At 66.6% G+C, this 24024-nt stretch carries 22 protein-coding genes and 1 pseudogene; 16 read left to right on the forward strand and 7 right to left on the reverse strand.

Translation table 11 applies throughout. From position 1 onward, the window contains the following. Positions 1-45 precede the first annotated feature (45 nt). From ACGFNU_RS01015 to ACGFNU_RS01030, 4 genes are read left to right on the forward strand one after another with little or no spacing between them, the layout of a single operon-like run. Complete coding sequence (locus ACGFNU_RS01015) at positions 46-915, forward strand: GntR family transcriptional regulator (RefSeq protein ID WP_392589171.1); 870 nt, start codon at positions 46-48, stop codon at positions 913-915. Further along, complete coding sequence (locus tag ACGFNU_RS01020; protein ID WP_392589172.1) at positions 912-1595, forward strand: HAD family hydrolase; 684 nt, start codon at positions 912-914, stop codon at positions 1593-1595. The genes ACGFNU_RS01015 and ACGFNU_RS01020 overlap by 4 nt, the downstream gene beginning before the upstream one ends. After that, complete coding sequence (locus ACGFNU_RS01025) at positions 1592-2413, forward strand: aminoglycoside phosphotransferase family protein (protein WP_392589173.1); 822 nt, start codon at positions 1592-1594, stop codon at positions 2411-2413. Before ACGFNU_RS01020 ends, ACGFNU_RS01025 begins: the two co-directional genes overlap by 4 nt. Positions 2414-2460: 47 nt before the next feature. Continuing rightward, positions 2461-3267, forward strand: coding sequence for a hypothetical protein (locus ACGFNU_RS01030; RefSeq protein WP_392589174.1), 807 nt, complete (start codon positions 2461-2463; stop codon positions 3265-3267). A gap of 17 nt (positions 3268-3284) precedes the next feature. On the opposite strand, the gene ACGFNU_RS01035 is transcribed toward ACGFNU_RS01030, so the two are convergent. Then, entirely contained in the window at positions 3285-3938 is a 654-nt protein-coding gene (locus tag ACGFNU_RS01035) for a GntR family transcriptional regulator (protein ID WP_392589175.1), read from the reverse strand. Positions 3939-4968: 1030 nt separating this feature from the next. Between ACGFNU_RS01035 and ACGFNU_RS01040 the strand changes: the two genes are divergently transcribed. From ACGFNU_RS01040 to ACGFNU_RS01050, 3 genes are all read left to right on the forward strand, one after another. Beyond that, complete coding sequence (locus tag ACGFNU_RS01040) at positions 4969-5439, forward strand: hypothetical protein (protein WP_392589176.1); 471 nt, start codon at positions 4969-4971, stop codon at positions 5437-5439. Between the two features lie 689 nt (positions 5440-6128). Further along, complete coding sequence (locus tag ACGFNU_RS01045; protein ID WP_392589177.1) at positions 6129-6440, forward strand: DUF6247 family protein; 312 nt, start codon at positions 6129-6131, stop codon at positions 6438-6440. After that, positions 6441-6677 carry a hypothetical protein gene (locus tag ACGFNU_RS01050; protein WP_392589178.1) on the forward strand — a complete coding sequence of 79 codons (237 nt, stop codon included), beginning with the start codon at positions 6441-6443 and terminating at the stop codon, positions 6675-6677. It begins immediately after the preceding gene. A 331-nt stretch (positions 6678-7008) separates the two neighbouring features. Here the strand turns inward: ACGFNU_RS01050 and ACGFNU_RS01055 are convergent, their stop codons facing one another. Further along, a complete protein-coding gene (locus ACGFNU_RS01055; protein WP_392589179.1) occupies positions 7009-7203 on the reverse strand; it encodes an SRPBCC family protein in 195 nt (64 codons plus the stop codon). 110 nt (positions 7204-7313) lie between these two features. Here ACGFNU_RS01055 and ACGFNU_RS01060 point away from each other — a divergent pair, with 110 nt between their 5' ends. After that, the gene (locus tag ACGFNU_RS01060; protein WP_392589180.1) at positions 7314-10874 is read left to right on the forward strand and encodes a protein kinase; all 3561 of its coding nucleotides are present in this window, start codon (positions 7314-7316) and stop codon (positions 10872-10874) included. Between the two features lie 176 nt (positions 10875-11050). Here the strand turns inward: ACGFNU_RS01060 and ACGFNU_RS01065 are convergent, their stop codons facing one another. Further along, the gene (locus tag ACGFNU_RS01065; RefSeq protein ID WP_392589181.1) at positions 11051-11914 is read right to left on the reverse strand and encodes a peptidoglycan-binding protein; all 864 of its coding nucleotides are present in this window, start codon (positions 11912-11914) and stop codon (positions 11051-11053) included. A gap of 240 nt (positions 11915-12154) precedes the next feature. Here ACGFNU_RS01065 and ACGFNU_RS01070 point away from each other — a divergent pair. Then, positions 12155-12412, forward strand: a pseudogene (locus ACGFNU_RS01070) (DUF4328 domain-containing protein); the annotation flags it as partial. A 50-nt stretch (positions 12413-12462) separates the two neighbouring features. On the opposite strand, the gene ACGFNU_RS01075 reads toward ACGFNU_RS01070, so the two are convergent. The 3 genes from ACGFNU_RS01075 to ACGFNU_RS01085 all read right to left on the reverse strand — a co-directional run bounded on the left by ACGFNU_RS01075 (position 12463) and on the right by ACGFNU_RS01085 (position 14477). Then, entirely contained in the window at positions 12463-12702 is a 240-nt protein-coding gene (locus tag ACGFNU_RS01075) for an EF-hand domain-containing protein (protein ID WP_392589182.1), read from the reverse strand. An 84-nt stretch (positions 12703-12786) separates the two neighbouring features. Continuing rightward, entirely contained in the window at positions 12787-13869 is a 1083-nt protein-coding gene (locus tag ACGFNU_RS01080) for a hypothetical protein (RefSeq protein ID WP_392589183.1), read from the reverse strand. 86 nt (positions 13870-13955) lie between these two features. Beyond that, a complete protein-coding gene (locus ACGFNU_RS01085) occupies positions 13956-14477 on the reverse strand; it encodes a hypothetical protein (RefSeq protein WP_392589184.1) in 522 nt (173 codons plus the stop codon). A gap of 429 nt (positions 14478-14906) precedes the next feature. On the opposite strand from ACGFNU_RS01085, the gene ACGFNU_RS01090 reads away from it, so the two are divergent. Genes ACGFNU_RS01090 through ACGFNU_RS01100 form a run of 3 tightly spaced genes read left to right on the forward strand, consistent with a single transcriptional unit; the run spans position 14907 to position 18302 of the window. Then, a complete protein-coding gene (locus tag ACGFNU_RS01090; protein WP_392589185.1) occupies positions 14907-16079 on the forward strand; it encodes a PP2C family protein-serine/threonine phosphatase in 1173 nt (390 codons plus the stop codon). Beyond that, positions 16076-17872 carry an ATP-binding protein gene (locus ACGFNU_RS01095; protein ID WP_392589186.1) on the forward strand — a complete coding sequence of 599 codons (1797 nt, stop codon included), beginning with the start codon at positions 16076-16078 and terminating at the stop codon, positions 17870-17872. The genes ACGFNU_RS01090 and ACGFNU_RS01095 overlap by 4 nt, the downstream gene beginning before the upstream one ends. Continuing rightward, positions 17865-18302, forward strand: coding sequence for a response regulator (locus ACGFNU_RS01100; protein ID WP_392589187.1), 438 nt, complete (start codon positions 17865-17867; stop codon positions 18300-18302). The genes ACGFNU_RS01095 and ACGFNU_RS01100 overlap by 8 nt, the downstream gene beginning before the upstream one ends. Here ACGFNU_RS01100 and ACGFNU_RS01105 read toward each other — a convergent pair. Continuing rightward, positions 18277-19482: a PP2C family protein-serine/threonine phosphatase gene (locus tag ACGFNU_RS01105; RefSeq protein WP_392589188.1), complete on the reverse strand. Its 1206-nt coding sequence runs from the start codon at positions 19480-19482 to the stop codon at positions 18277-18279. The genes ACGFNU_RS01100 and ACGFNU_RS01105 overlap by 26 nt on opposite strands. 94 nt (positions 19483-19576) lie before the next feature. On the opposite strand from ACGFNU_RS01105, the gene ACGFNU_RS01110 reads away from it, so the two are divergent. The 4 genes from ACGFNU_RS01110 (at position 19577) to ACGFNU_RS01125 (ending at position 24024) form a co-directional block, all read left to right on the forward strand. Further along, positions 19577-20059, forward strand: coding sequence for a MarR family transcriptional regulator (locus ACGFNU_RS01110; RefSeq protein ID WP_392589189.1), 483 nt, complete (start codon positions 19577-19579; stop codon positions 20057-20059). A 502-nt stretch (positions 20060-20561) separates the two neighbouring features. Further along, the gene (locus tag ACGFNU_RS01115; protein WP_392589190.1) at positions 20562-21014 is read left to right on the forward strand and encodes an ATP-binding protein; all 453 of its coding nucleotides are present in this window, start codon (positions 20562-20564) and stop codon (positions 21012-21014) included. A gap of 141 nt (positions 21015-21155) precedes the next feature. Further along, positions 21156-22328 carry a hypothetical protein gene (locus ACGFNU_RS01120; RefSeq protein WP_392589191.1) on the forward strand — a complete coding sequence of 391 codons (1173 nt, stop codon included), beginning with the start codon at positions 21156-21158 and terminating at the stop codon, positions 22326-22328. 133 nt (positions 22329-22461) lie between these two features. Further along, positions 22462-24024: an FAD-dependent oxidoreductase gene (locus ACGFNU_RS01125; RefSeq protein WP_392589192.1), complete on the forward strand. Its 1563-nt coding sequence runs from the start codon at positions 22462-22464 to the stop codon at positions 24022-24024.

Raw genomic sequence — 24024 nt, forward strand, 5'->3', positions numbered from 1 at the left:
CGGAAAATTTCCCTGGCTTGGCTAGCCAGGGCTACCCTTGGAGGTATGAGCGTGGACCCCGAATACCTCGGTGACCTGGACCCCGATGACCCGCGGACTCCCTCGCAACAGATCGCAAACAAGCTCAGGGCCGCGATCCTGACGGGCAAGCTCAAGGCCGGCGACAAGCTCCCGTCACAGCCGGATCTCGCGGGGCGCTATGGCGTGGCTCGTGAGACGGTCAAGGCAGCCCTGCGGGTGCTTCAGACGGAGCGACTGATCGTCAGCCGGCAAGGCAGTGGCTCGTACGTGCGTGCCCAGACAGAGCGGCCGGTCGGCCTTCGCCCTCATATCGAGGCCGCTTTCGAGCGCCCCCATGTCTCGATCGACTTCTCGGGGTTCTCTGGCGAGACCCTGAACAACATGCTGGCCGAGGTGCTCGACAAAGTACGCGCTGGCCGTCTTACTCCGGAGTCCATCAGGATCCGACTGATGACCTCCGATACGTCCTCAGCGATGGCATTGCCGCGGCGTGTCGGCACTGAAACCGCAGAGCCAGCAATCGTGAAGCGCGCTGACCGCATCGCTCGGCGCGCCGTGGAAGGCATTACCGAAGCCGTACACGAACTCGCAGACCTCGGTCTAGTGAAATCCGCAAGCGCTGAAGTACGCGTCCATGAACTAACCCCTGCGTTTAAGCTCTACATCCTCAACTCAGAGGAAGTCTTCTACGGACTGTATCCAGTCGTGTCACATTCGATCCGGCTCGGAGGCGAATCCGTGGAGGTATACGACCTCATGGGGAAGGACACCACACTCTTTCACTTCTCCTCCGCCGACGATGAAGAGACCTCCAACTCTCCGCAGTTCGTACGAGAGGCGAAAGCATGGTACGAATCCCTCTGGAACACGATCGCCCGCAGCTACAGCGAATGATCCCCCTGCAAACCCTCACCAACGAGACAAGCGCCGTACTGCTCGACTTTGACGGGCCGGTCTGTAGGCTATTCGCCGGTTACCCGGCGCCGACAATCGCGGGCGAAATGCGCAACTTTCTGCAGAGCCGCAGCGTGACCGTTCCAGATCGGGTTAAGCAGGACGGACCTCTAACTCTCCTGAAGTGGACTAGCGAAGGTGCGCCGCATCTACTCGCCCAAGTCGAGAAGATGCTGTGTTCCGCTGAGCTTGAGGCAGCCAACAGCGCTGCACCTACGCCGGGGGCGGATGCTGTTATCACAGCAGCCGCCAGGAGCGGGCGCCCTGTCGCGATCGTAAGTAACAACTCAACGGGCGCCATCGCTCGCTATCTCGAATCCAAGAAGATATCGACGGACGTCAGTGCCATCGTCGGTCGCCCCTTCGGCCAGCCAGATCGGATGAAGCCTGACGCTTATCCGCTTCTTAAGGCTCTCGGGGAGGTCAATATGCCACCTCAAGCCGGCCTACTCATCGGCGACTCCGATACCGACATCCAGACTGCCAAGAAAGTGGGAACGCGCAGCCTTGGCTACGCCACACGGCCAATCAAGTTCTCTATCTTGACCGAAGCGGGCGCGGAAAACGTGATCGACGACATGGGCGCTCTGGCCGATGCACTAGAGTCCGTCGCCCGATGACGCTGCATCGAGTCCGTGTACCTCGCGAAGTAGCCGAAGGTGTATCGGCACGTTGGCCAAGCGTCGGCACCGTTTGGCATGGGCAGGTATTGAGTGAACTAGCAGCGCTGTGTCAGCGTTACAAAGTGACTCCGGTTCACACTTTCGATGCTCGGTACAGCCTTGTAGTGGAGACAGCGCGAGGCGACGGAACCAGACTAGTCATGCGTTCTACTCCCGATCCGTTGGGGATTTTTCAGGCGGAGGTCTCCCAGTCCTTGGCTAAAGTCGGCGCCGGTCCACAAGTTCACGAGGTGCTCCAGACAGCAATAGGAGTATGGACGGTTGCCGATCGAATTTCCCCTGGCGACAGCCTGTACTACCGTCCGGGGTCCATCGAGAGCCTGGCGGCAACGCTCAATCTGCTACAAGGCCAAGCGGCACCGATTCCGGAGATGCCTACCCTAGGCGACTGGCTACGCGGCCGACTCTCAGACGAGAATCCGATAGATATCCCACCAGGGCGCAGCCCCGCCTCTCCACAGGAAAGACAACGAGCCCTAGCTCTGCTAGCCAGCCTAGAATCAACAACATCAAACAATCTCTGCCACGGTGACGCATCCAGCAACAATGTGCTTCACAGCGACTCCAAGCTTCAACTGATCGACCCTCGCGGAATAAGTGGCGAGCTGGCCTATGACGTGGCTGTGGCAGCTTGGAAGACAGCCAGCGACGAGGAGAGCCTCGTCCGCCGCGCGCTCACTCTGGCGAAGCTCGTGGGTGTCGAGCTACAGCGAGTCGAAGCATGGCTCACCATCGCGACAGCGGCGCGGGTATGAGTCCCCCCGCCGCGGAATCCGCAGAATCCCGTGATTGAAGGAGGACGATGCGCCCCGTCACCTATGTGGGTCTCATACTGGCTGCGGCAGTCTTTTCCGGGATCGGCTTCTGGCGAGACGGCTGGGCCTTCGCCTCAAATCTATTCGCCGAAGCCACCGGGATATTTATCGGCATTGCTATCGGATTTGCGCTAGTGGATCGACTGATTGAAAGTGAAGCGCGACGAAGGTGGGCCAGGGTTAGCGACTTCACGCTGACCTCAATACGACACTATCTCGAAGATATTGAATTCGCCTGCATTACAACTCCAGCTCTAATGAAACTTGAGGCAGCTAATTTGCGCTCTGAGACTGGAAGAACACTCGGACAGGCGTTTGCAATTTTTTCAAGACACCTTGCCGAGAATGCCGAAGAGATCAGTACAGAATACCAAAACCAAGAAGTGAGGATAGACCCGCGTCTAGGGGACGCCAGTATGTCGCATCCGGATCCTGACGGAGGGACAAGATACGTCGTAGGAACCCGCGAGGCGGCCCAAAAGCTGCGAAGGGAGTGGATGAACGAAGTCTCCACGGGAGACTTTTACCGAGAGGTACGGCCAGCGTTTGAGCGACTCCGTGAGATTATCACTCCCAGGGTTCTTGAATTTGGCCACGAACCCCAATTGGTCGGCGCCCTGGTCGCGGTTGAGGCGGCCGATCGGGCATGGTTCACAGCACTGAAGACAATTGAGGACGATTGGGGTATGCCTGAGCACTATGCATGGGAGCAGGCAGCCTCGGCCCTGGAAGCCTGCGCTCATCTTGCTGACCTGGTGGATGGACTTCAGGGCAGCAGCTCCCCACACGCGTGAAGCACTCCCCATCCGGATCACTCCAGCGACGAGAGGGCCATGCGGAACACGAATGCGTCGTAGCGATCTCGGGGATACGACACGTCGGAGATCATGATGATTCGGTTTTCAGTCGAGAGGAACCGCTGGTGAACCGTCTTGACGAGATCGCCGGGCGTTGTCCGCAGCCAGTCGGCATGCGTCATCGTCGGTAGTCGGTCGGAGATCGTCTCTTCCAGGAAGGCGGCCCCCGAAGTGTCGGCAACGTCCAGCGGATGGTAAGTGTCCGAGATCGAGACTGGCCGCCCATCCTCGGTGGCTCGGGTGATGACGTGGTTGATTTCCTCCCCTACAGGGATACCGAGAGCCTCCGCGAGTTCGCTCGTGGCGGGGATCTGCTCGGTCTCACGTTCTACTTGGATCTGTTGATCGGACTCGTTCTGGAACGACCGCTCAGGAGACACGCGAACGAGGTTGGGGCGGTCGGCGACGAAGATCCCTCGCCGTCGTACGGATCGAACAAGCCCCTGACTCTGGAGGAGTTCGAGGGCCTTCCGAACCACGATGTCCGACACGCCGTTCTGCTGCGCGATCTCGGTGTAGCTCGGTAGCTGAATGCCGGGTGGGAGTTCCCCACCGCGGATGCGACGGGCGTACTCGGCTGCGATGCGGACGTAGGCCGGTTCTGCCACTGCGTGATCTATCCCTTCGAGCGCTCTTTGGTGGCCACCTTCACCAGCGTATACGCATCATCGTATACCTAGAAGTGTGCGAGATGCCGCGCTGGGAGGTGGCGGACGCCCAGACCGCCGCAGAATCCGCAGAATCCGCAGAACCCCTCGGGGATGCCACGCTGAGCACGGTGGGGAGCCTCGTGAGCGGCGACGCCGCAGTATGCCGCAGAACTCCGCAAAATCCACTGGCCTGCGACAAAACCACACATCGCCGTGCTACGGGGCAGGGTTGTGCGGCACCGCAGGCGCGCGGAGCGCACGTCGTGCCGCGCAATGCCGCAGAATGCCGCAGAATTCGCTGACCTGCGCTGATGTCCGTCATCCGTGGGCGGCACTGGGGTTTGTGCGGCGGGGTATGTGCCAGTTCGCCGCGACACCGTGACCTGGGACGACGCGGGACCCCATGCACGGCAAGGGGTTTCTGCGGATTCTGCGGATTGTGCGGCGCCTTACAGGTCCCTGGTCCGGGCGCCGGCTGCGATGCGAAGCGGGCAGCACGCAGGCAAGGGTCGGTTGATCCGGGGTCGGAAGCGAGGTGCTGAGGCGGCCTCTCGGCGCCGTTCGGTGTGCACCGGGATAGATGGGGATGCCTGACGAGTCGATCTCGTCAAAGCGCTCCTGAGGCTTGATCGTGCGGAATATGTGCGGAAGTCGCCGGTTTGGGATCACGGATGCCGCAAGTTTTACCAGGTCAGACGGAGTGCGCCCCTGACCGAGCGTGGTTCACTGAAAAGCGGAAGGTCGGCGGTTCGACCCCGCCCCTGCCCACCTCTCTAAGCAGCGCAAACGCCCCGGAGCCAGCGGCTCGGGGCGTTTGTCGTTGACAGCAACGCTGCCGTCATCAAGCGGACGGTCACCCAAGGAAGACAGTCGACACCTCACCTCAGCTGAGGGTGACCTACAGAGAGGCTCTCACGGAGCGACCTCGTGATGACTACCGACGGAATCCCGACAGAGACTTCAGAATACGATCTGATAATCTGGGGGTATGAGCACCAGCCACCCCGACGCAGTGACCTTCTCTGATCTGTCGCGCAACCCCCGGGCCGTGGCCGAGCGCGCCTCCCAGCTGGGGCGCTTGCGCGTCACCCATCGCGATGCTCCCGACTTCTACCTCACAGCCGCCGACCGCGAGGAACAGCGTGACGAGACGCTGGTGACCGCATCTCGGATCTTCCTCGCACTCATGAAGCATGATCCCGGCGCTCTCAACCTGCTTCTCGCCATGCCGGACGTGTTCCCCTGGGTGCGTCACCTCAGCACCGAGGAGGTCCGCGCATTCACCGTGGAACTGGTCGAGGCATTGTCGGACGCAGCAGAGCTTGATCTCGACATATCCGCCCACGAGGTCATCGCCGGCTGGCGCGCCACAGCGCGTATCAAGGCCGACCCCCAACAGTACGAAGACGCGATCCGGCCCACTACCGGAGACTTCGGTGCAGTGGAGGTCAACCCTTGAGCCCCAAGCGAGGGGACAGGGTCACAGTCCCACCACCAGACGACGAATGGGACGTACGATTCGGCACCAGCGACGCAGTGCGTGGCTGGGAGGAACTATGCCGACTCGCATTGGCCAATACACGCCGCTGCCTTGAGACGCTCCGCTCCGACCCACGTTCCCGTAGCAACCACGATCGGCAACACCGCCTCCGCGGAGATCTCGCAACCCACAAGCACAACGGCCGAGATTTGGAGCAGTGGGAATACGAGGTCACAAGCGGCGGCCGCGTCCGTTACGTCATCAACGATGCCGACCGTACAGTGTGGATCGTCTACGCATCTCCCCGCCACCCCAAGGACACCGACCGTTGACAGGTGTCGCCGATACCGGCGCAGGCGACAGCAACGGTGACAGCAACAGCCGCCACCAATGACAGCCATCAACACACGTCAATCACCGCTGGCCTCGGGCAGATACCTCCCACCATGACGGCTGCTATACCTGAAAAGCGGAAGGTCGGCGGTTCGCCCCCGCCCCTGCCCACACTTCTGAACAGCCAGAACGCCCCGAAGCCAACAGGCCCGGGGCGTTTTGACGGCAACCGGGTAGCGGACGGTCACCTTGCCCAGGACCCGGGCATCCCCCCGCCGGTTGCTACCTCAGCCCATGTCAGGCTCGGTACTCTCCAAGAGAGCGAGGAGGCCACAATGACCGCGCAGCCGCACGACTACGGTTCTGGCAGCCTGCGTGCCATCCGTGCCGCGCTCGTGATCGCCCAAGACCGGGGAGCGTTCGACATCGGGCTCAAGGCCGTCCTCGACGAGGTCCGCATCAGCCTGGATCTAGCAGCGCTGAACGACTTCATCCACCGCTGGTGGATCACTGCCTGCGACTCGACAAGGGATGCTGAGGGACGTCGCCGCATGCACGCACAGGCCGCGCGAGCACTCGCCGGCGAGCCACTCCCGCAAGGAAGGCCATGGCGCGAGGTCCTCGCCGAGCGCGAAAGCGGGCGGTAGGTGTACAAGCTCATCCTCGACCCGATCGCCGAAGAGCAGATAAACACAGTGCCTGAAGAAGCGCTGCCCCCCTCGCTGAACTGTCCACCCTGCTGGAAACCGCACCATGGAGCGGACACCCGTTCAACCCCCGTTGCCAACATGCTCACTCACACCTTCGGCGAACGCGGACTGGCAACCTACGTCGTCCTGGAAGAGCAACGAGAGGTCTACCTCATCCGCGTCGAATGGCCATGAACCCGCGGCCGAGCATGGCGGCAACCGACCCTCACCACGAGCGCACATATGACGCCGTCTGACCTCGGTCGGCGCCGTGCCGGCAGGGTGATCGCTACTCCTGAAGCGCGGAAGGTCGGCGTTTCGACCTATGCTCGCCGCAGCCGACCAGCGAGAAGCCCCGCAGCCAACGGCTCGGGGTTTTATTGACGACAATTGCCTTAGCCGAAAGGGCCTCGCTAGCTTCCCGAGCGCTTTCCGGTCCTCGTCGAGGGCCGGGTGAACGTAGATCGTCATCGTCACTGCGCCCGACGGTCTCCCGAGCCACGTGCGGTCGGACACCATGCAGGACCTAGCTTCGCGGGAACGAGCAACTGTCCGCGATACGCACATTGAGCTTGGTGGCCCCATCCAGCCACCGGACGGCCACCAGTTCCTCGGCGAGATCCGCCATGGCCACCGGGTCGCTGACCACGGCGAACACCTCGTCCGCCGAAGCGTTGATCGTCACTGTGTCGCTGGCGAAGAGTCTGTTCAGCGTGACCATCCTCGCGATTGCCGTCATGGCGCGACGTCCAGAGTTCCACAGAACCGGGGGCGTGGTTCTGGCATCCAAACAGACGGTATCGTTTTTTTGAGTCCGGAATGAGGTCTTGAATGGTTGCGCCGTTGCTTGCCGCCGATCCTCGGCAGCTGGGTTCGTATTGGCTGGCTGGACGGCTCGGTGCCGGCGGCCAGGGTGTCGTCTACGAGGGGTACGACGAGCAGGGCGGACGCGTCGCGGTCAAGGCGTTGCACGGCGACTTCGTCACTGATGGCTATCGCGAGCAGTTGCGCCGGGAGGTCGCGGCGCTCAGCCGGGTCGCTCCCTTCTGCACTGCCCGCATCGTCGAGACCGATCTCGGGCACGCGCCGCCCTATCTCGTCAGTGAATACGTCCCCGGCCCTGATCTGCAGGAATGGGTCGACCGGAACGGTGCTTATGGGTCCGATGATTTGTTCCGGCTGGCGATCGGCATCGCTACCGCGCTGGCGTCCATCCACCAGGCCGGGGTCATGCACCGTGATCTGAAGCCGGCGAACGTCCTGCTCGGCCCGGACGGCCCGCGGGTGATCGACTTCGGTATCGCGCGGACCGAGGAGATGTCGCGGAGCGCGACCGGCAACCTCAAGGGCACGCCGCGCTGGATGGCCCCCGAGCTCTACCAGGGGCAGCGCGCCACCCCGGCCGTCGACATCTGGGCCTGGGGCGCGATCGTGCTGTTCGCGGCGAGGGGAAAGCCGCCGTTCGACGGGGAGAGCCTGCCGGCGCTCGTCCACCAGATCCAGAACCGCGATCCCGACCTCGAACGGCTACACGAGCCACTGCGTTCGCTGGTCGGGCGTTCACTTTCGCGTGACCCGGCCTCGCGTCCGGACGCACGCGAACTGCTGGAGGGGCTGATCGGCGGCCACTCACCGCTCAAGGCCGGCACGCGGGCTGCCGGAGGCCTTCCTTCTGCGACGATCCCGCCGTCCCTGGCGCAGCAGGCCGAACGTGCCTACGCCAGGCTCCACGTCGATGCGCAGGCCGCGGTGCCGCGCGTGCTGTTGCGGATGATCGCCGCTTTCCCCGACGCCCAGGACACGCTCCGCAAGGTGCAGTTCAACGAGTTCATCGATGCCGAGACCCCTGAGCCGCTGCTGCGCCAGGTGCTTGATGAATTGGCCCGGGCGGGACTGGTGATCAGGGACGGCATCATCTTCAGCCTCGCCAGCCCGGCGCTATTGCGTGCGTGGCCGCGGCTGCGCGACTGGGTCGAGCAGGAGCGGGCCGTCCTGAACGTCCACCACGGGCTGGCCGACGCCGCCCGCCTGTGGGCCGCGAACGGACGCAAGGGCGGCGACCTGCTCCAGGGCAGCGCACTCGACGAGGTCATCACCACGGCCATCGCCGGCCGTCACCATCTCACGCTGAACGTGCTTGAGCGCGAGTTCGTCGACGCCTCGGTCGCCGCGTCCCGCCGCCGCACCCGCGTCCGGACCCTGCTGAGCGGCGCGTTGGCGGTGCTCCTGGTCGTCGCGATCGGCGCGGCCGCCACCGCGACGGTGCAGGGCGGCAGGCTGTCCGACCGGAACCGCGAGATCTCCCGGCAGCGCGACGAGGCGTACGGCGCCCGGATCGCCGGCGTGGCGTCCACGATGCGCCGCACCGACCCGGTCAGCGCCAAGCGCCTCGCGATCGCCGCCGGGGCGCTGGCACCGAACGCCCTCGACACCCGCAGCGCGCTGACCTCGCTCTACAACCAGTGGGAGCAGTCCACCTACAAGCCGCCGGGCATCGACGGCACCTGGCGGCAGACCAGCGACCGGACCGGTCACCTCCGGGTCTTCTCCCGTCCCAACGAGGTGAAGATCTTCGATGTCGACGCCCGGAAGGTGACCGCGCACTTCGCGATCCCTGGGCAGCCGGTCGTGAACTGGGCGATGTCCCATCCCCTTTCCATCAGCGACGACGGCCGATTCGTGGCGCTGGCGCAGGAGGACGGGAGGCAGAAGAACGGAACCCCTCGGGGCGCCGTCCGGGTATGGAACACCGCCACCGGGCAGCCGGGCCCCGTGACGATCCGGCTGCCCGAGGCCTATGCGGAGCTCAGCCCGAAGGGCACCCGCCTGCTGAGCTTCGAGGCCGAGCAGGCGATCGTCTGGGACGTCGCGACCGGCCGGTCCATCGTCAAGATCAAGCGCACTCAGGACGCATCCGCGATCATGACGCCGGACGACAGGTACCTGATCGCCTGGCTCAGCGGAAAGCTCGAAGTCTGGGACCTCACGACCGGAAGGAAGGCACCGGCTCCGCGGCTGCCGAAGAGCAAGCCGCAGGCCTACGAGCTTTCGGTCAGCCCGGACGGCAAGCTGCTCGGCACGCTGGTGGGCGATCGCCTCTGGCTGGCCCGTCTAGACCGTGACGAGGTGTGGTGGCGTCCGGTCTCCAAGGATTTCCGGGCCTCTTCGATGAGCTTCAGTTCCGACGGCCGGTACGTCGCGGCCAACGCCACGATCTGGGAGGTCAACGGCAGTCGGAAAGAGCCGGTTTTCGCCTACGCCAGCGACGAGGGCACGCGCTGCTCCTTCGGACCCGGCGATCGCGTGCTGAGGTGCATCGACGGCGACGGCCTCATCACCGATGTGTCCCTCAAGACCTTCCTCGATCCGGTCAGCCTCTCCGACGGGGTCGGCGACAGCTCGGTGATCAGCGAGGACGGCTCGACCCTCGCCGCCGGCAGCACGAACGGCCTGACGATCTGGGATCCGATCAAGCGGGTCGAGAAGGCGACGCTGCCGCTCAGCGTCTCCAACGACACCAGCGACCTGGAGTACTCCCTGTCCAGGGACGGCAGGTTGCTGGCCAACACCCGCCGGGACACGGGCGACATCGAGATCTGGGACGCCCGCTCCGCCACCAAGAAGACCACCCTCCGGACCGGGCACAAGATCGGCCTCTACGACCCGGTCGTCTTCTCACCCGACGCCCGCACGCTGGCGGTGCTCTCCGGCGAGACAGGGCCCAAGACCCTCGAACTGTTCGACGTGGCCAAGGGCTCCCTGCGGGCCAAGTCGGCCGGAGCCGACGGGGGCAAGCCCGGCAACTTCCCCAAGGCCTACTACCCGAAGGTCCTTTTCAGCCCCGACGGCCGCACCGTCATCTCCAGCAGCGACCAGGGCGTCGTGGACGTGGCCACCGGCAAGCGCCTGGTCGCGCCCAACCCCCAGCTGAACGAACCCAAGGCGATCAGCCGCGACGGCCTGGTCGCCGAGGCCGACGGCTCGTCCAAGATGGAGATCTGGGACGCCAGGACCCTGGCGCCGAGATACGAGATGCGGCTGGGCTTGGCGATCGACGAGACCGTCGCCTACTCCCCGGACGGCCAGGTCCTCGCCGCGGCCGACAGGACGGCCGGCGTGATCCGCCTCTGGGACGTCCGCAACCGCCGCCCCTTCGGCCTCCCCCTCACCGGCTACCACGTCCCCAAGGGGGCCCCCGGCGGCAAGATCGGACCCCTCGCCTTCACCGCCGACGGCTCAGCCATCCTCAGCCTCGACTTCGAAGGCCGCCTCCGCACTCACCTCGTCGGCCCCACCCAGATCAAGGCCGCCCTCTGCAAAGAGGTAGGCCCCCTTACCCAAGCCGACTGGAAGACATATATCCCAGAACTCCCCTACCGCCGCACCTGCTGAGAATCCGCAAAAGCGCCGGCCGCCTTTATCGCTTAACGAGCAAACGGCGATGGCTCCGGGCGGTTGCCCGGAGCCATCTGTGCCTAACGAACTCCCGGAAAGACGCCAGCTCTCCTTTGAGCCGGCGGTTCCAGTCGGGGGGCATCACCCCGCTGATCGTCGCCCCGCGGGTGGTGTCAGCGCAGGCGCAGGTACTCCTCCCAGGTGCGGAAGGTCATCTTCGGGCCGTCGTCCTTGGCGTGGTTGGCCAGGCCGTTCTTTCCGAAGTAGTAGTCACTGACCTGGGGCTGAGCCTGGCCGGCGAGGTCGGGGTCGCTGATGGCGGTCGCGTGGATGTGCCACGGCCAGTTGCCCTGCTTGGGGCTGCGCACCCATGCCGCGAAGCCGACGCGGCGCAGTTCGCGAGCGACCTTGGTGCGGGTGGCGGCGTTCATCCCCTTCACCGAGATGTCGACCACGCCGCCGCCGTCGTGAGTGCCCACGGACGTGGGGTCACCGCCGGGGTTGTACGAACCCTGGTCCAGCACGATCTTGCGGCCGCCGAGCAGCCGGCTCGCCTCGGCAAGCATCTTCTTGGTACGGGTGTTGACGACGTACTTGCCGTACTTCACCCGGGGGCCCGGAACGATGACGTGGGTGACCTTGAAGCGGCCGGTTCCGAGCTTGGTGAGCGACGCCTTGCCCGGCAGGCCGTTGGCGGCGATTCCCTTGTAGCCGAGCGACTTCTGGTACTTCTTGAAGGCGGTGATCGTGGTGGTGCCGAAGTAACCGTCCACGTACTTCGCGGCGAGCAGCTTCTTGTCCTTCAGCGCCTTCTCGACGAGGAGCACGCTGGCCTTGGCGCCCGGAGTCAGCTTGTTGTCGGGCCGCCGCGGGTCGAGCTGGGCGGCCTTGAGCGTGGCTTCCATGTTCACGCTCGGTAGCGCCTTGGCGCCGGCCGTCTGGACCGCCGGTGACTCGGACGCGCCAGCCAATGCGGGCACGGCGGCGAGCACGCCGGCCGCCGCGAGGCCGGTGGCGATGTATACGGGAAGCTTCATCATTTTCTCCAGGTCGCAGGAACTTGGGGGCGATGCCCACGCTGAGTCCACCGGATCGATCAGCCGTGCGCAAGAAGATCGACATTGTCCAGCCGACTCCGGACGAATCGGTGCCCGTCCGGGCGGGCCCGGACAATTGGACGGCCTGGATACACGGCAGAACAGCCACACAGAGTGACGACTAGACGGTAGTGAGCGTGACGGCACACCCTCGCTCAGCCCGCCCGTCGATCGCCGAAGATGATCAACGCGGGAGCTCGCCGACATGGTCACAATCCCGAGGATTCTTCATATCTGGGGCGGCTGACCTGTGGCCTCGGACACTTCCCATGCGGCGGCATTGCGACCGGTCAAGCCCGCGCTTGCCCACGGCGTCTCGGAGGCCATGAGCCGCGGTGGGGAAGGCCCTGGCCGATCCTCGGCTGGATCATCCCGGTCATGAACCTGTGGGTCCCCAAGCAGCTGGTCGAGGACGTCTGGAGGATCAACGGCTTTCAGAAGGCACGGGCTCGGCGGTTGACCACCGCGCTGGCCCAGGCCGCGACGGGTCAGGCCTCGGTGCCCAGTTCGGGGAGGTTCTGCGCCAGCGGCACGAACTCGGTGACTGAGAGCAGCCCGTCGTTGTCGGTGTCGTACTCCGCGAACAGCGCCTTGACGATGCCCGACAGGTCGTCCACCTCGGCCGCGGGGAACATTCCCGCGATCGCCGCGGTCACCTCGTCCACGGTCAGCTGGCCGTCACCATCGGTGTCGTAGCGAGCGAACACCGCCTCGTACTTATCGGACATGATTCCCTTCCCCATGAGCAACCGTGGGTCCTGATCGTAGCCGTCGGCCGTCGAACTCGAAGCCGGTCTCCGTGGCGGACCGGATCAGTGGGCGGCCCGTTCTTGCATTGCGGATCTGACTTCGTAGACGGGGCGGTAGCGGTCGTGCAGGGACGTGATCAGGGTGAGCAGGAGGACGAAGAAGGCGGTGTCGACCCGGTTGAGGTCGCCTTCCCCGAGCAGCGATCCGGCCACGAGCACCAGGCCGATGTTGAAGGCCAGGCGGACGAGGAACGCGAGGATCGCTGATTGGACGCCGTGGTGGTTGCGTGCCGCCCACAGGCTGAACGCGGTGTTGACGACGACGAAGAACGCGAGGGCGAAGAAGAGTTGGGTGTTGGTGGTCTTCAGGTCCGGGAGCACCTGGGCGAATACCACGCTGATGAGGCCCACCAGGAAGATCTTCTCGACGGTGACCAGGGAGAAGATGTGGGCGTGCCGGGCTCGCCAGGCGTCGCGTTCGGCGGCGGTGTCGATCGGCTCTGGGAGCTGGTCGGCGGCCAGCCGCCACCGCCGGTCGGCCGGCCACAGGCGGGGGCGTACAAAGAACCAGCACACCGCCGCCAGGGCCAGCAGAGCAATGATGATCGCGGGACCGAACCATGGCACTTCGGTCAGGGTCTCGGTGAAGTCGAGCTTGGCGATGTGGATCCAGTACTCCTGCGGCAGCTTGATGACGATCCAGATGAACGCGGCCGCCGCCAGCCAGAAGGTCGCTCTGAGCTTGGCCGGGTCCCAGCGGCTGCGGATTCCCTCGTAGGCGATGAAGAAGTACTCGAAGGTGTTGGGGAAGATCAGTAGGAGGGGCCGCCACTGGGTCAGCTCGAAGGCCACCACCCCGGCCAGACGGTAGAAGTAGAGGAACCGGGACGTTTGGAAGGCGGGTTCGCTCGTCCAGTTCCGCATGGTCGCCAGGTAGGCGAGGGCGAGGTAGTAGACGTCCATCGCCTTGTCGTAGCCCTGGTAGCCCGGCGGGTCGTAGCCGAGGGACTGGAAGATCGTCTGGTCGACGCCGTCGAGGATCAGGCAGCCGATGATGGCGGGCAGCGGGAAGCGGAAGATCAGGAGCGGCAGCAGGAACCTGGCTCCGACGACGGCCCAGAAGACGGCGGCGACTTCGGTACTCACGGGGGGCGACCTCCAGGATTTCCGCGACGAGCGCAACCTGCGGTTACCCGTTGAGAGTCTCAGTCCACGCGCGTGGACGCACGAGTTCAGCGCCAGATGATCGCGCCTCGTTCGTAGTGCTCGTTGAAGCTCGGCGCCCGATCGTCGGGATGCTGCGCGTTCTTGCCGTACGGCGGGGCGATGTAGTGGACCTCCCGGAGGGGCGTGGTCGCGACCGAGAGCTCGCAGGTCACCCATCGAGCGCCCTTGTGGTCGAACGAGTCCGGGACGGGTTTCTCCGGGCAGCCGGGCAGCGAGCCGCCGATCATGGTCACGTTGGTGATGTCCCCGCCGCTGCGCCGGAACTCCATCCGGGGAACGGACAGCGACAGGGGGTTGCCGCTCTCGTTCGTGATGACGATCTCGGCGTAGTACGCGGTGCTCCTCTTCAGAATGGCCCTGCTGTCGGCGTCGAAGTTTCCCGCGACCTTGGAGCCGCTGGTCTGCCTGATCCGCTGTACCGTGATGCCGAGCACGCCCTCGTCGTAGGTCTTGTGCAGGGGGTTGTACTCGCGGATGGGCACGATCGCCTTCTGCCCGAACCGCAGCCGCGTCCCTGGCCGGGTCATCTTTCCGGTCACTCGCAGCGGTCGCGTCGGCGGTCGCGTCACACCGGTCGACGACGGGGTCGGAGAGGGAGCCGGTGTCATGACGGTCGGCGTGGACGTTGGTCGTGCGGTGTCGTCGCTTCCGGAACAACCGGCTAGCAGCGCGGGGATGAGGATGGCGGCCGCTGGTCCGGTTCGGCGTGGGAGACGGGCGCCGGCATGGCGGGGGGAACTGCTCATGCTTACATTTTCCGGGTTTCGCCTGGACCGGTCCACAACGATCTGCACCGTGAGAAGACACGCCGGTGACGTGTTCGTTTTCCGTGCATCACCGCCTGTAATCGCCGCCGTGGCCTAATATTTGCCCCATGACAAGCACCATGCCGCGCCCATGGACGCGTCCCGGCGCATGAGAGTGCCGACGCCGTGACCGCAGCCGACAGTGGCGGCGTGGGGCTTCTGGACAGCGAGCGGCTGCGGCTGCTGCTCGTCGAGGACGACCCCGGAGACGCCTTCCTGGTGGAGGAACTGCTTCGCGAGTCGGAGCCGGACGTCACCATCACGCTGGCCAGAACGCTGAGCGAGGCGCTGAAGCTGCTCGACGTCGAGGTTCAGTGCGTGCTCGTCGATCTGGCGCTGCCCGACGCGCAGGGTCTGGAGACGTTGCGGCAGGTCCTGGCGAAGGCCCCGGACACCGCCGTCCTCGTGCTCACCGGGCTCGACGACGCCCACGTCGGGGTCGCCGCCGTGAGCGCCGGCGCGCAGGACTACCTCGTCAAGCAGGAAGTGGACGGCGCGCTGCTCACGCGTGCCATCCGTTACGCGATCGAACGGAAACGGGCCGACGAGACCGAACGCCAGCTGGTCGAGGCGCGGGCGGTCAGCCGCGAGAACGCCCGGCTCGAACGCGGCCTGCTACCCGTGCCGATCCTGACGGACGCGTCGCTGCGGCATCACGCCCGCTACCGGCCGGGGCGGGCGAGAGCGCTGCTGGGCGGCGACTTCTACGACACGGTGGAGACCGCGGACGGTTCGGTCCACGTCGTGATCGGCGATGTCAGCGGGCACGGAGCGGACGAGGCGTCGCTGGGCGTGCGACTGCGCATGGCGTGGCGCGCGCTCGTTCTCGCCGGGCTCGTCGGCGGGCCGCTGCTGACGACGCTGGACGCGGTGCTGCGGCACGAACGGTGGTCGGAGGAGATCTTCACGACGGTCTGCATGCTGACGATCTCCCCTGACCGGCGGTCGGCCGAGGTCTTCCGGGCCGGGCACCCGCGGCCCCTGCTCTTCACCGCCGGCGGAGTCGAGGCGATCTCGGACGAGCCGGGCGGCCCGGCGCTCGGCCTCCTGCCCGACGGCACCTGGCCGTCCGGACGGCTGGAGCTGGGCGATGCCTGGGGCCTGATGCTCTACACGGACGGGCTCATCGAGGGCTTCGTGGGCGATGGCAACGAACGGCTCGACATGGAAGGGCTCCTCCGTCTCGCCCAGCAGGCCCATGGCCGGGGCGAGGACGGCAGCGCCCTGCTCGACGGTCTCATCGCCGAAGCCGAACGGCTCAACGGCGGGGTGCTCGCTGACGACCTCGCGTTGCTGCTGATGAGCCGGGGGGACGTGCGGTGACGGCCGCGCAGGAGGAAACAGAGGTCAGCGAAGCCGCGCCGGATCCGGTCGACCGGCCGCGGAAGCTGATCGGCGAGAAGGAGCTCCAGCAGGCGACGGCCGGGCGGGCACGGGTCCGGCTGGCCCTGCTCTACCGGGCGGGCGCGATCCTGCTGGCGCTGTTGCTGATGGCCGTGGCGGCGCAGGCGGTGCTCAGCCTCCAGGCGAACGGCCGGGCACGTGCGACGCTCCTCGATCGGGTCGATCCCGCGATCCTCCGGCATTTCGAGATCGGCCAGGCGCTGCGGAGCCAGGACACCGCCGTACGCGGGTACGCGGCGACCGGAGCCGGCCGGGACCTGGCGGAATACCGCACGGCCGTGCGGGAGGAGGCCGCCGCCGTCTCCGACCTGCGAAGCCTGCTCGCCGATGTGCCGGAGTCGGCGCCCACGCTGGAGCGGCTCGACCGGTTCGCGGAGGCGTCCGCGGCGTGGCGTACCGGCTATGCCGATCCGCTGGCGACCAGGCAGCGCCCTGGTCTCGTCCCTGCCGCCACCGCCCGGAACGGGGAGCGGCTGCTCGCCGACACGTGGGCGGCGGCAACCGAGCTTCGCGCCGCGCTCACCACCCTGCACCACGCGTCCGCCGACCGGTTGAGCAACCGGGCGATGCTCTCGGCCTGGTCGGTGGGGCTCGCGCTGGGCGTCATCGCGATCGGGGCCCTCATCGCGGTCATCGTCCTCCGCCGGACCCTGCTCCGGCCGCTGGCCTCACTTTCCGGCCGGGTGCGCGCCGTCTCCCAAGGCGACTTCCAGCACCCGCTGGAGGTACGGGGCGCCGCCGAGATCGCCGAGCTCTCGACGATCATCGACGCGATGCGCCGCCGCATCCTGGCCGAGTGGCACGCCACCTCCGAGGCCACCCGGCTCCTGGACGAGCAGACGGTCGAGCTGCGGCGATCGAACGCCGAGCTGGAGCAGTTCGCCTACGTCGCCAGCCACGACCTGCAGGAGCCGCTGCGCAAGGTGGCGAGCTTCTGCCAGATGATCGAACGCAGGTACGGCGACCAGCTCGACGAACGCGGCCGGCAGTACATCTACTTCGCCGTGGACGGCGCGAAGCGCATGCAGGCGCTCATCAACGACCTGCTCAGCTTCTCCCGCGTGGGCCGGATGTCGCGGCCCGAGGAGGCGATCGACCTCGGCGCGGTGATGGGGCAGGCGCTCGACAACCTGTCCACGCTCCGGGAGGAGACCGGGGCGGAGGTCACCTCGGACGAGCTGCCGACGGTGCCGGGCGACCGGACTCAGCTCACCCAGCTCTTCCAGAACCTCATCGGCAACGCCATGAAGTTCCGCGGCGACGAGCCCCCGCGGATCCATGTCGGCGTCCGGCGGGTGGGAGACGAGTGGGAGTTCTCCTGCTCGGACAACGGGATCGGGATCGAGCCCCACCAGGCCGACCGCGTCTTCCTGATCTTCCAGCGGCTCCATCCGCGGGACCAGTACGGGGGCACCGGCATCGGCCTGGCCCTGTGCAAGAAGATCGTCGAACACCATGGCGGCCGCATCTGGCTCGATACCGGAGCCTCCACGGACGACGCGGACACTTCCGAAGAAACACACACCACGGACGAAACGGCCGACGCGGACACCGCCGATGACGCGAAAACCGCGGAGACGGCGGAGATCGCGGAGACCGCGACCGCGGACACCGCGGCCGACGCGGCGAGCGGCGAGGGGCCCGCGGCTCCGCGCGGCTCGGGCACGACCATACGTTGGACCATGCCGGTTGGAGATGATGACGGTGAATGACCAGGCACGCCCCATCGAGGTGCTGCTCGTCGAGGACGACCCGGGGGACGTGCTCCTCACCACCGAGGCGTTCGAGCACAACAAGGTCCAGAACAACCTGCACGTCGTGAACGACGGCGAGCAGGCGATGGCCTTCCTGCGGCGCGAGGAGCCGTACGCCGGCAGCCCCCGCCCGGACCTCGTGCTCCTGGACCTCAACCTGCCGCGCAAGGACGGCAGGGAGGTGCTGCAGGAGATAAAGAACGACGAGGAACTGCGCAGCGTCCCGGTCGTCGTGCTCACCACGTCCGAGGCCGACGAGGACATACTGCGCAGCTACCACCTGCACGCGAACGCCTATGTCACCAAGCCGGTGGACTTCGATCAGTTCATTCGCGTCGTGCGCCAGATCGACGACTTCTTCGTCACCGTGGTGAAGCTCCCCCGTTGAGCGTCCGGCCCGCGGACGTCTTTCCCGTCCAGTCCAGGCAGACCACGACCGCGTCGTCCAGCGGCTCGTCGCCCTCGTGATACTCCAGGAAATGCCGGATGAAGGTCCGCACGGCCTCGGAGGGGCTCTGCAGCCGGGTCTCCCGCAGGGTCTGCATCAGCGCCACGGCGCCGTACAGTTCGCCGATCGGAGATTCGGCGGTGTGAACGCCGTCGCTGACGACGACGAGCCGGTCGCCGGGCTCCACGAAGAACTCCTCGGCGGTGTACTGGGCGTCCCCGAACATCCCCAGCGGCAGCTGCGCCTCGAAGTGCACCATCTCGGTGACGTTGCCCCGCATCCGGTACATGTGCGGCGAACCGGCGTCGATGGTCCGGACGCGTCCGGTCGCGAGCTCGAAGTCCAGCAGGAGGGTGGCGAGGTGCCGGGTGCCCCGGTGCTGGGCGTACACGGTCTGGTCGGCCAGGGCGGCCTGCTCGACGAGGTCGGCGCCCGACCGCCGCGCGTTGCGCAGGGCGCTGATGGCGAGGTGGGTGAGGGCGGCCGCCTCGGTGCCAGCGCCCATGCCGTTGGTCACCGTCAGCGTGAGGCGGTCGGCGGAGACCGACCAGTCGAAGTTGTCGCCCCACACCGAGTAGGCGGGTTCGAGCTGGCCGGCCAGATGGAACTCGTCGGTGGCGCAGGCCCTGCCGGGCAGGAGTTCCCACTGCATCTCGGCGGCGAGGGTCAGGCGCGAGCGGCGGCGGACGCGGCGGAAGAGATCGGTGTGCTGGTCGGCGATCGTCAGGGCGCGCGCCACGACGGTGGCGACCCTGGTGACGGCGGCGAGCCGGGTCTCGGTGGGAGGGCCGGGCAGGTGGACGGTCAGCACGCCGAGCCGGTCCCCGTGCACCGCCAGCGGCACATGGAGGAGGTGGGCGTCGCCGGGTCCCGGCGTGAGCGGCTCTCCGACGATCTGCTGGGCGGCGAACGCGTGCCCGGCCGAGGTGTTGTCCAGCCGCACCGGCTCGAAGTCCGGGCGGATAGGGACGAGGAAGGCCATGTGGTAGTCGACGAGCAGGAGCTCGACGTCGATCACGTCGAGGTCGGTCTTGATCCGGTCGGTCACCGTGTCGATGAGCTCGTGGGGCCGGGCGTCCCAGATCGCATGCTCAAGCTCCTGCAACAGGTCAGCGTGCACGGGACCTCTTCTGGTGTGATCGTCGTCTGGGAGTGCCCGGACGAACTAGGGGGCTTGGATGCCGCAGAGCGCGCGGTATGTAACAGTGGGAAGCATGGGCGTCACACCGGAGGAGGGAGCCGCTGAGTCCGCGGCTGCTCTCGACGAGGTGGCCGAGAGCCTGGTGACGTTGTGGTCGCTCGCCCACAACGCCTCCGACGTCCCCGTGCCCGCGACCCAGCTGCGCGTCCTGTTCATCCTCGAGCACGGCCCGGTCAACGTCAGCAATCTCGCGGCGGAGATGGACGCGCTCGTCTCGTCCGCGAGCCGGCTCTGCGACCGGCTCGAGGCGGCGGGGCTGCTGCTGCGCGATCCGGGCCGCGACCGGCGCGAGGTGACCGTGCGGCTCTCCGCCGACGGGCAGGCGCTGCTCGACCGGCTGAAGGTGCGGCGCCAGGACGATCTCGCCCGGGTGCTGGCCACCATGTCGTCGCCCGCGCGCGCGGCGCTGATCTGGGGGCTCACCCAGTTCCGCGAGGCGGCGACGGTCGAGTCGGGTCCGGACTCGGCCGACAAGTCGTTCTCGTTGCCGGCCTGAGAGGCGGCGGGCCCGCCCTCGCTCCGCCGGGAGCGGACACACCGTCGTACGGCCCAATCCCCACCCCCGGGTCAAGCTAGTTGTCGTGCGACAAATATACCCGTCCGTGACGGTCCGAGGAGCCGGAACGTGCAGGTGACGTCGATCGTGCGCGCGAGCACCGCGCACACCCTGACCGACGCGGGAACCCGGCACGGCACGTTGGCCCGGCGGCCTTGTATCCGCACCGCCCGCAACGGCATTCTCTGGCATCGCTGCTGGTCCGAGCCGAATCATGAGAACCCGAATAGCCATCCCTGGAATACGAACGAAACGCCTATGGGGCTTCAGGCTTGGCAAAGCCGAGCTTTCCCACCGAATTCATAGTTGCTGCATGGCAACTACCCTGGCTCATCGTCGCGGTCAGGCACCCCCGGACGGCTCCCCGCCCCACACGAGTGATTTTTTGGCGATCTGGCGGGCATGGCACGAAGGCGACCCTGACTGATCGGAGGACACCGCGATGGAGCTCCTACTGGTGCTTTGCCTGCCCCGGGACGCCGCGACGGCCCACCTGACGCGGGAGGTGCTGGACGCGTCGCTCACGAAACTGGGGGTGGACGAACAGGTCTGCGACGACGTCAATCTGGCCCTCGGGGAGGCGTGCGCGAACGTGATCCAGCACGCCGATCCCAGCGACGAATACGAGGTACGCGTCCATACCTACAACTCACGATGTCAGATCGAGGTGATCGACACCGGCCGCGGCTTCGACGCGGTGATGCTGGACCGGGCCGCCGCGGACGCCACCGCGACCGACGAGCACGGCCGCGGTCTCCAGATCATCGACGCGATCGCCGAGAACCTCCAGATCGTCAACCGCAATCAGGATGGCGCGATCATCCGCTTCGAGATCCCCCTCAAGTGGGAGCCCGGCTCCCCGGGCGAGGCACTGGCCACCGGAAACTGCCACTGACCGCCGCCGCCACCTACCGCCGCCACTTACCGCCGGTATCTGCCGCCGGCGCCTCCCTGCCGCCGCCGGCACCGGCCCCTGCCGGCCCTGGATCGATGTGGGCGAGCTCGGATTGTCAGTGCGGGTGGCTACCGTCTGCGCATGGCCAGACGCAAGCACTCCACACCCCCGAGGCCGATCGCGCCGGGCGACGTGGTGACCACCTACTCCGAGATCCTCGGCGAGTGGACGGCGGCACAGATCACGCACGTCGACGCCGACAACGAGCTGGCGGCGGTGCTCGAACTCGACTGGTCAGGCCCCGAGCCGTCCTCCGTCGCGGACCTCGGTTCGCCTTCGGCGCTCCGGTTGACCCACCACAGCTGGAACGGGAGGGTGTCCCACTGCAACTTCGAGTGGGTCCTTCCGCGCAGCTACAAGGTCATCGGCAACCTGCCCCTGCTGGGCCCGGCACAGAGTTCGAGCTACTCGGGCGGCTGGCACATCGGAGCGAACCTCGCGCGCCAGCGGCACTGGGACGCCGGTCACCGCGAGTCGCTGCCCACCCCGCATGCCCTGCGCTCCAGTGGCGAGGAGATCACCCGGCTTTTCGACGAGGACACGGAGCCCCGTTCGGATGTCCGCGGCCTGACCGTGTCAGATATCGATGCCCTCGACTGCGCCCGGCTGGTGGCCCATTTTCCCCGGCTGACCGCGCTCTCGATGTCAGGTGATCTGGGTGTGCTCTCTAACGCGTCAAGTCTCAACGAGCTCACCTCACTCAGGCACGTGTTCATCGTCGACCTTTTCGGAATGACCAAGGACGACCGCTTGCTGCCCCGGCGTCTGCCCGAGTTGGAGTCGCTCTATCTGAGCGGCATCCCCGCGGATTACGCCGCCGCGATGCGGTCGAGCTGGCACACCGAGATCCCGTTCGGTACCTACGTCGAGATCAGAAAGGGCCGCAAGCCCGAGTGGGTCACCGAAAACCGGGACAACCCCCTGCGTGACTGGGACGGACGCCGCCACATCAGCAACGCCACGTACAAGAAAGCCATCGCCCAGTACAAGCTCACCCGCAGGGCGGCCCTGGCGGCGGCGTCCGACGCCGACGCCGACGATCTGCCCGGCCGGTTGCACGAGATCGGACGCGACTACGCCGAGGCGTTCAACCGGCTGGACACCCGCACCGGATTCATCGAAACGGTAGAGCGCGAGGAGCTCTTCTCCGCTCTCTACGTCATCATGGACGACGCCGAGCGGTCTCTCGGGACGGATCTGACCCTGGCCCGAGAGGCACTGGCATCGGGCGCCGAGTCCGCGCGCGACTGGTAGCGGAAGGCCGCCATCGGCACGTAACTGAAGCACCGGAGGTAGTGGCGGTCCGCCTGGGCGGCGTGGTTAGCCCGCTCCAGGCAGGGCAAGGCGACCCACAGCGGGAACCCTTGCCCGGTTGCGGAGGATCAGCGTGGACGTACTACCCGAAGCGACGCTTTCCTACTGGGTGGACAGCGCACCTGGCGCGTCCAACCTCGACCAGCCCGCACTGCCCGGCGAGGTGGACGTTCTCGTGCTGGGCGCCGGTATCGCCGGGCTGACGACCGCGTATCTGCTGGCGCGCGCGGGCCGGTCGGTGACGGTCCTGGAAGCGGCCCGGATCGCCGAAGGGGTCAGCGGCCACACCACCGCCAAGGTCACCTCCCAGCACAACCTGATCTACGCCGACCTCACCGAGCGGTACGGACGCGAGAAGGCGGGGCTGTACGGGGAGAGCCAGCAGGCCGCGCTCGGCTGGATCACCTCCCAAGTACAAGAGCTCGGCGTCGACTGCGACTTCCGGCGGCGCGACAACCACGTCTACGCCGAAGACCCGTCCTGCCTGGACACGTTGCGAAGCGAGACCGAGGCCGCCGCCGAGCTCGGGCTTCCCGCCGAATTCGTGTCAGATGTCGCCCTGCCGTTCCCCGTCGCGGGCGCGGTCAGATTCAGGGACCAGGCGCAGTTCCATCCGCGTAAATGGTTGCTCGCGCTCGCCGACGCCATCCACGAAGCGGGCGGGCAGATCTTGGAAGGCGTACGGGCGACCGGCCTTGGCCGTACGGACGAGTCCCTCGTCCACACCAGCGCCGGAGACGTCCGGGCACGTGATGTCGTGGTGACGACCCACTACCCCGTCTACGACAGAGGCGCCTACTTCTCGCGGCTCATTCCGAAGCGCGTCCTGCTGATGGCGGCCCCCGCCGAAGCGGGCACCCTGTCCGAAGGCATGTACATCTCTGCCGACACCGGCCATTCGATGCGCACGACACCGAACGGCAACGGCGGCGAGATGCTCCTGCTCGGGGGCGAGGGATACCACCCGGGCGAGGATCCCGAGGTCGAGGAACGGTTCCGCAAGCTGGCCGCTTGGGGCGAGGACCGCCTGAAGGTAAGCCGCTTCAGCCACCGCTGGGCGACGCAGGACAACAGCAGCGTCGACAGGCTCCCCTACATCGGCCGCTACCACCCGCTGGCCAAGCACCTGTGGGTCGCCGCCGGGTTCGGCCTGTGGGGGATGACGAACGGCACCATGTCCGGGCTGCTGCTCGCCGACCTGGTCAACGGCAACGACAACCCCTGGTCCCAGCTGTACGACCCGGCACGCCTCAACGTCCGCCAGTCGGCGTCCGAACTCGCGAGCCTCGGCCTGAAGACCGGACGTCACTACACCGCGGACTACCCCCGCGCCTTCGCACCCGGCGACAAGATCGCGGAGCTGCGTCCCGGCGAGGGCACCGTCACCCACGTCGGCCGTCACCCAGTAGCGGCACACCGCGACACCGAAGGCCGGCTGACGGCGGTCTCGGCGGTCTGCACCCACCTGGGCTGCCTCGTCGCCTTCAACGACGCGGAGCAGACCTGGGACTGCCCCTGCCACGGCTCCCGATTCGCCGTCGACGGCTCCGTCCGCCACGGCCCAGCAACCAAACCCCTCAAACCCATCGAGGTCGACGATCCCTCAGCATCCAACCCCCCAAACACATCGCCCTAG

Origin of the sequence: Spirillospora sp. NPDC048911 (assembly GCF_043198015.1) — a bacterium.
GTDB lineage: Bacteria > Actinomycetota > Actinomycetes > Streptosporangiales > Streptosporangiaceae > Spirillospora.

What these genes read in the sequence shown, in the direction of transcription:
- ACGFNU_RS01015 (WP_392589171.1), top strand. Translation starts at nt 46, where the DNA reads ATGAGCGTGGACCCCGAATACCTCGGTGACCTGGACCCCGATGACCCG.
- ACGFNU_RS01020 (WP_392589172.1), top strand. Translation starts at nt 912, where the DNA reads ATGATCCCCCTGCAAACCCTCACCAACGAGACAAGCGCCGTACTGCTC.
- ACGFNU_RS01025 (WP_392589173.1), top strand. Translation starts at nt 1,592, where the DNA reads ATGACGCTGCATCGAGTCCGTGTACCTCGCGAAGTAGCCGAAGGTGTA.
- ACGFNU_RS01030 (WP_392589174.1), top strand. Translation starts at nt 2,461, where the DNA reads ATGCGCCCCGTCACCTATGTGGGTCTCATACTGGCTGCGGCAGTCTTT.
- ACGFNU_RS01040 (WP_392589176.1), top strand. Translation starts at nt 4,969, where the DNA reads ATGAGCACCAGCCACCCCGACGCAGTGACCTTCTCTGATCTGTCGCGC.
- ACGFNU_RS01045 (WP_392589177.1), top strand. Translation starts at nt 6,129, where the DNA reads ATGACCGCGCAGCCGCACGACTACGGTTCTGGCAGCCTGCGTGCCATC.
- ACGFNU_RS01055 (WP_392589179.1), bottom strand. Translation starts at nt 7,203, where the DNA reads ATGGTCACGCTGAACAGACTCTTCGCCAGCGACACAGTGACGATCAAC.
- ACGFNU_RS01060 (WP_392589180.1), top strand. Translation starts at nt 7,314, where the DNA reads ATGGTTGCGCCGTTGCTTGCCGCCGATCCTCGGCAGCTGGGTTCGTAT.
- ACGFNU_RS01065 (WP_392589181.1), bottom strand. Translation starts at nt 11,914, where the DNA reads ATGAAGCTTCCCGTATACATCGCCACCGGCCTCGCGGCGGCCGGCGTG.
- ACGFNU_RS01075 (WP_392589182.1), bottom strand. Translation starts at nt 12,702, where the DNA reads ATGTCCGATAAGTACGAGGCGGTGTTCGCTCGCTACGACACCGATGGT.
- ACGFNU_RS01085 (WP_392589184.1), bottom strand. Translation starts at nt 14,477, where the DNA reads ATGACCCGGCCAGGGACGCGGCTGCGGTTCGGGCAGAAGGCGATCGTG.
- ACGFNU_RS01110 (WP_392589189.1), top strand. Translation starts at nt 19,577, where the DNA reads ATGGGCGTCACACCGGAGGAGGGAGCCGCTGAGTCCGCGGCTGCTCTC.
- ACGFNU_RS01115 (WP_392589190.1), top strand. Translation starts at nt 20,562, where the DNA reads ATGGAGCTCCTACTGGTGCTTTGCCTGCCCCGGGACGCCGCGACGGCC.
- ACGFNU_RS01120 (WP_392589191.1), top strand. Translation starts at nt 21,156, where the DNA reads ATGGCCAGACGCAAGCACTCCACACCCCCGAGGCCGATCGCGCCGGGC.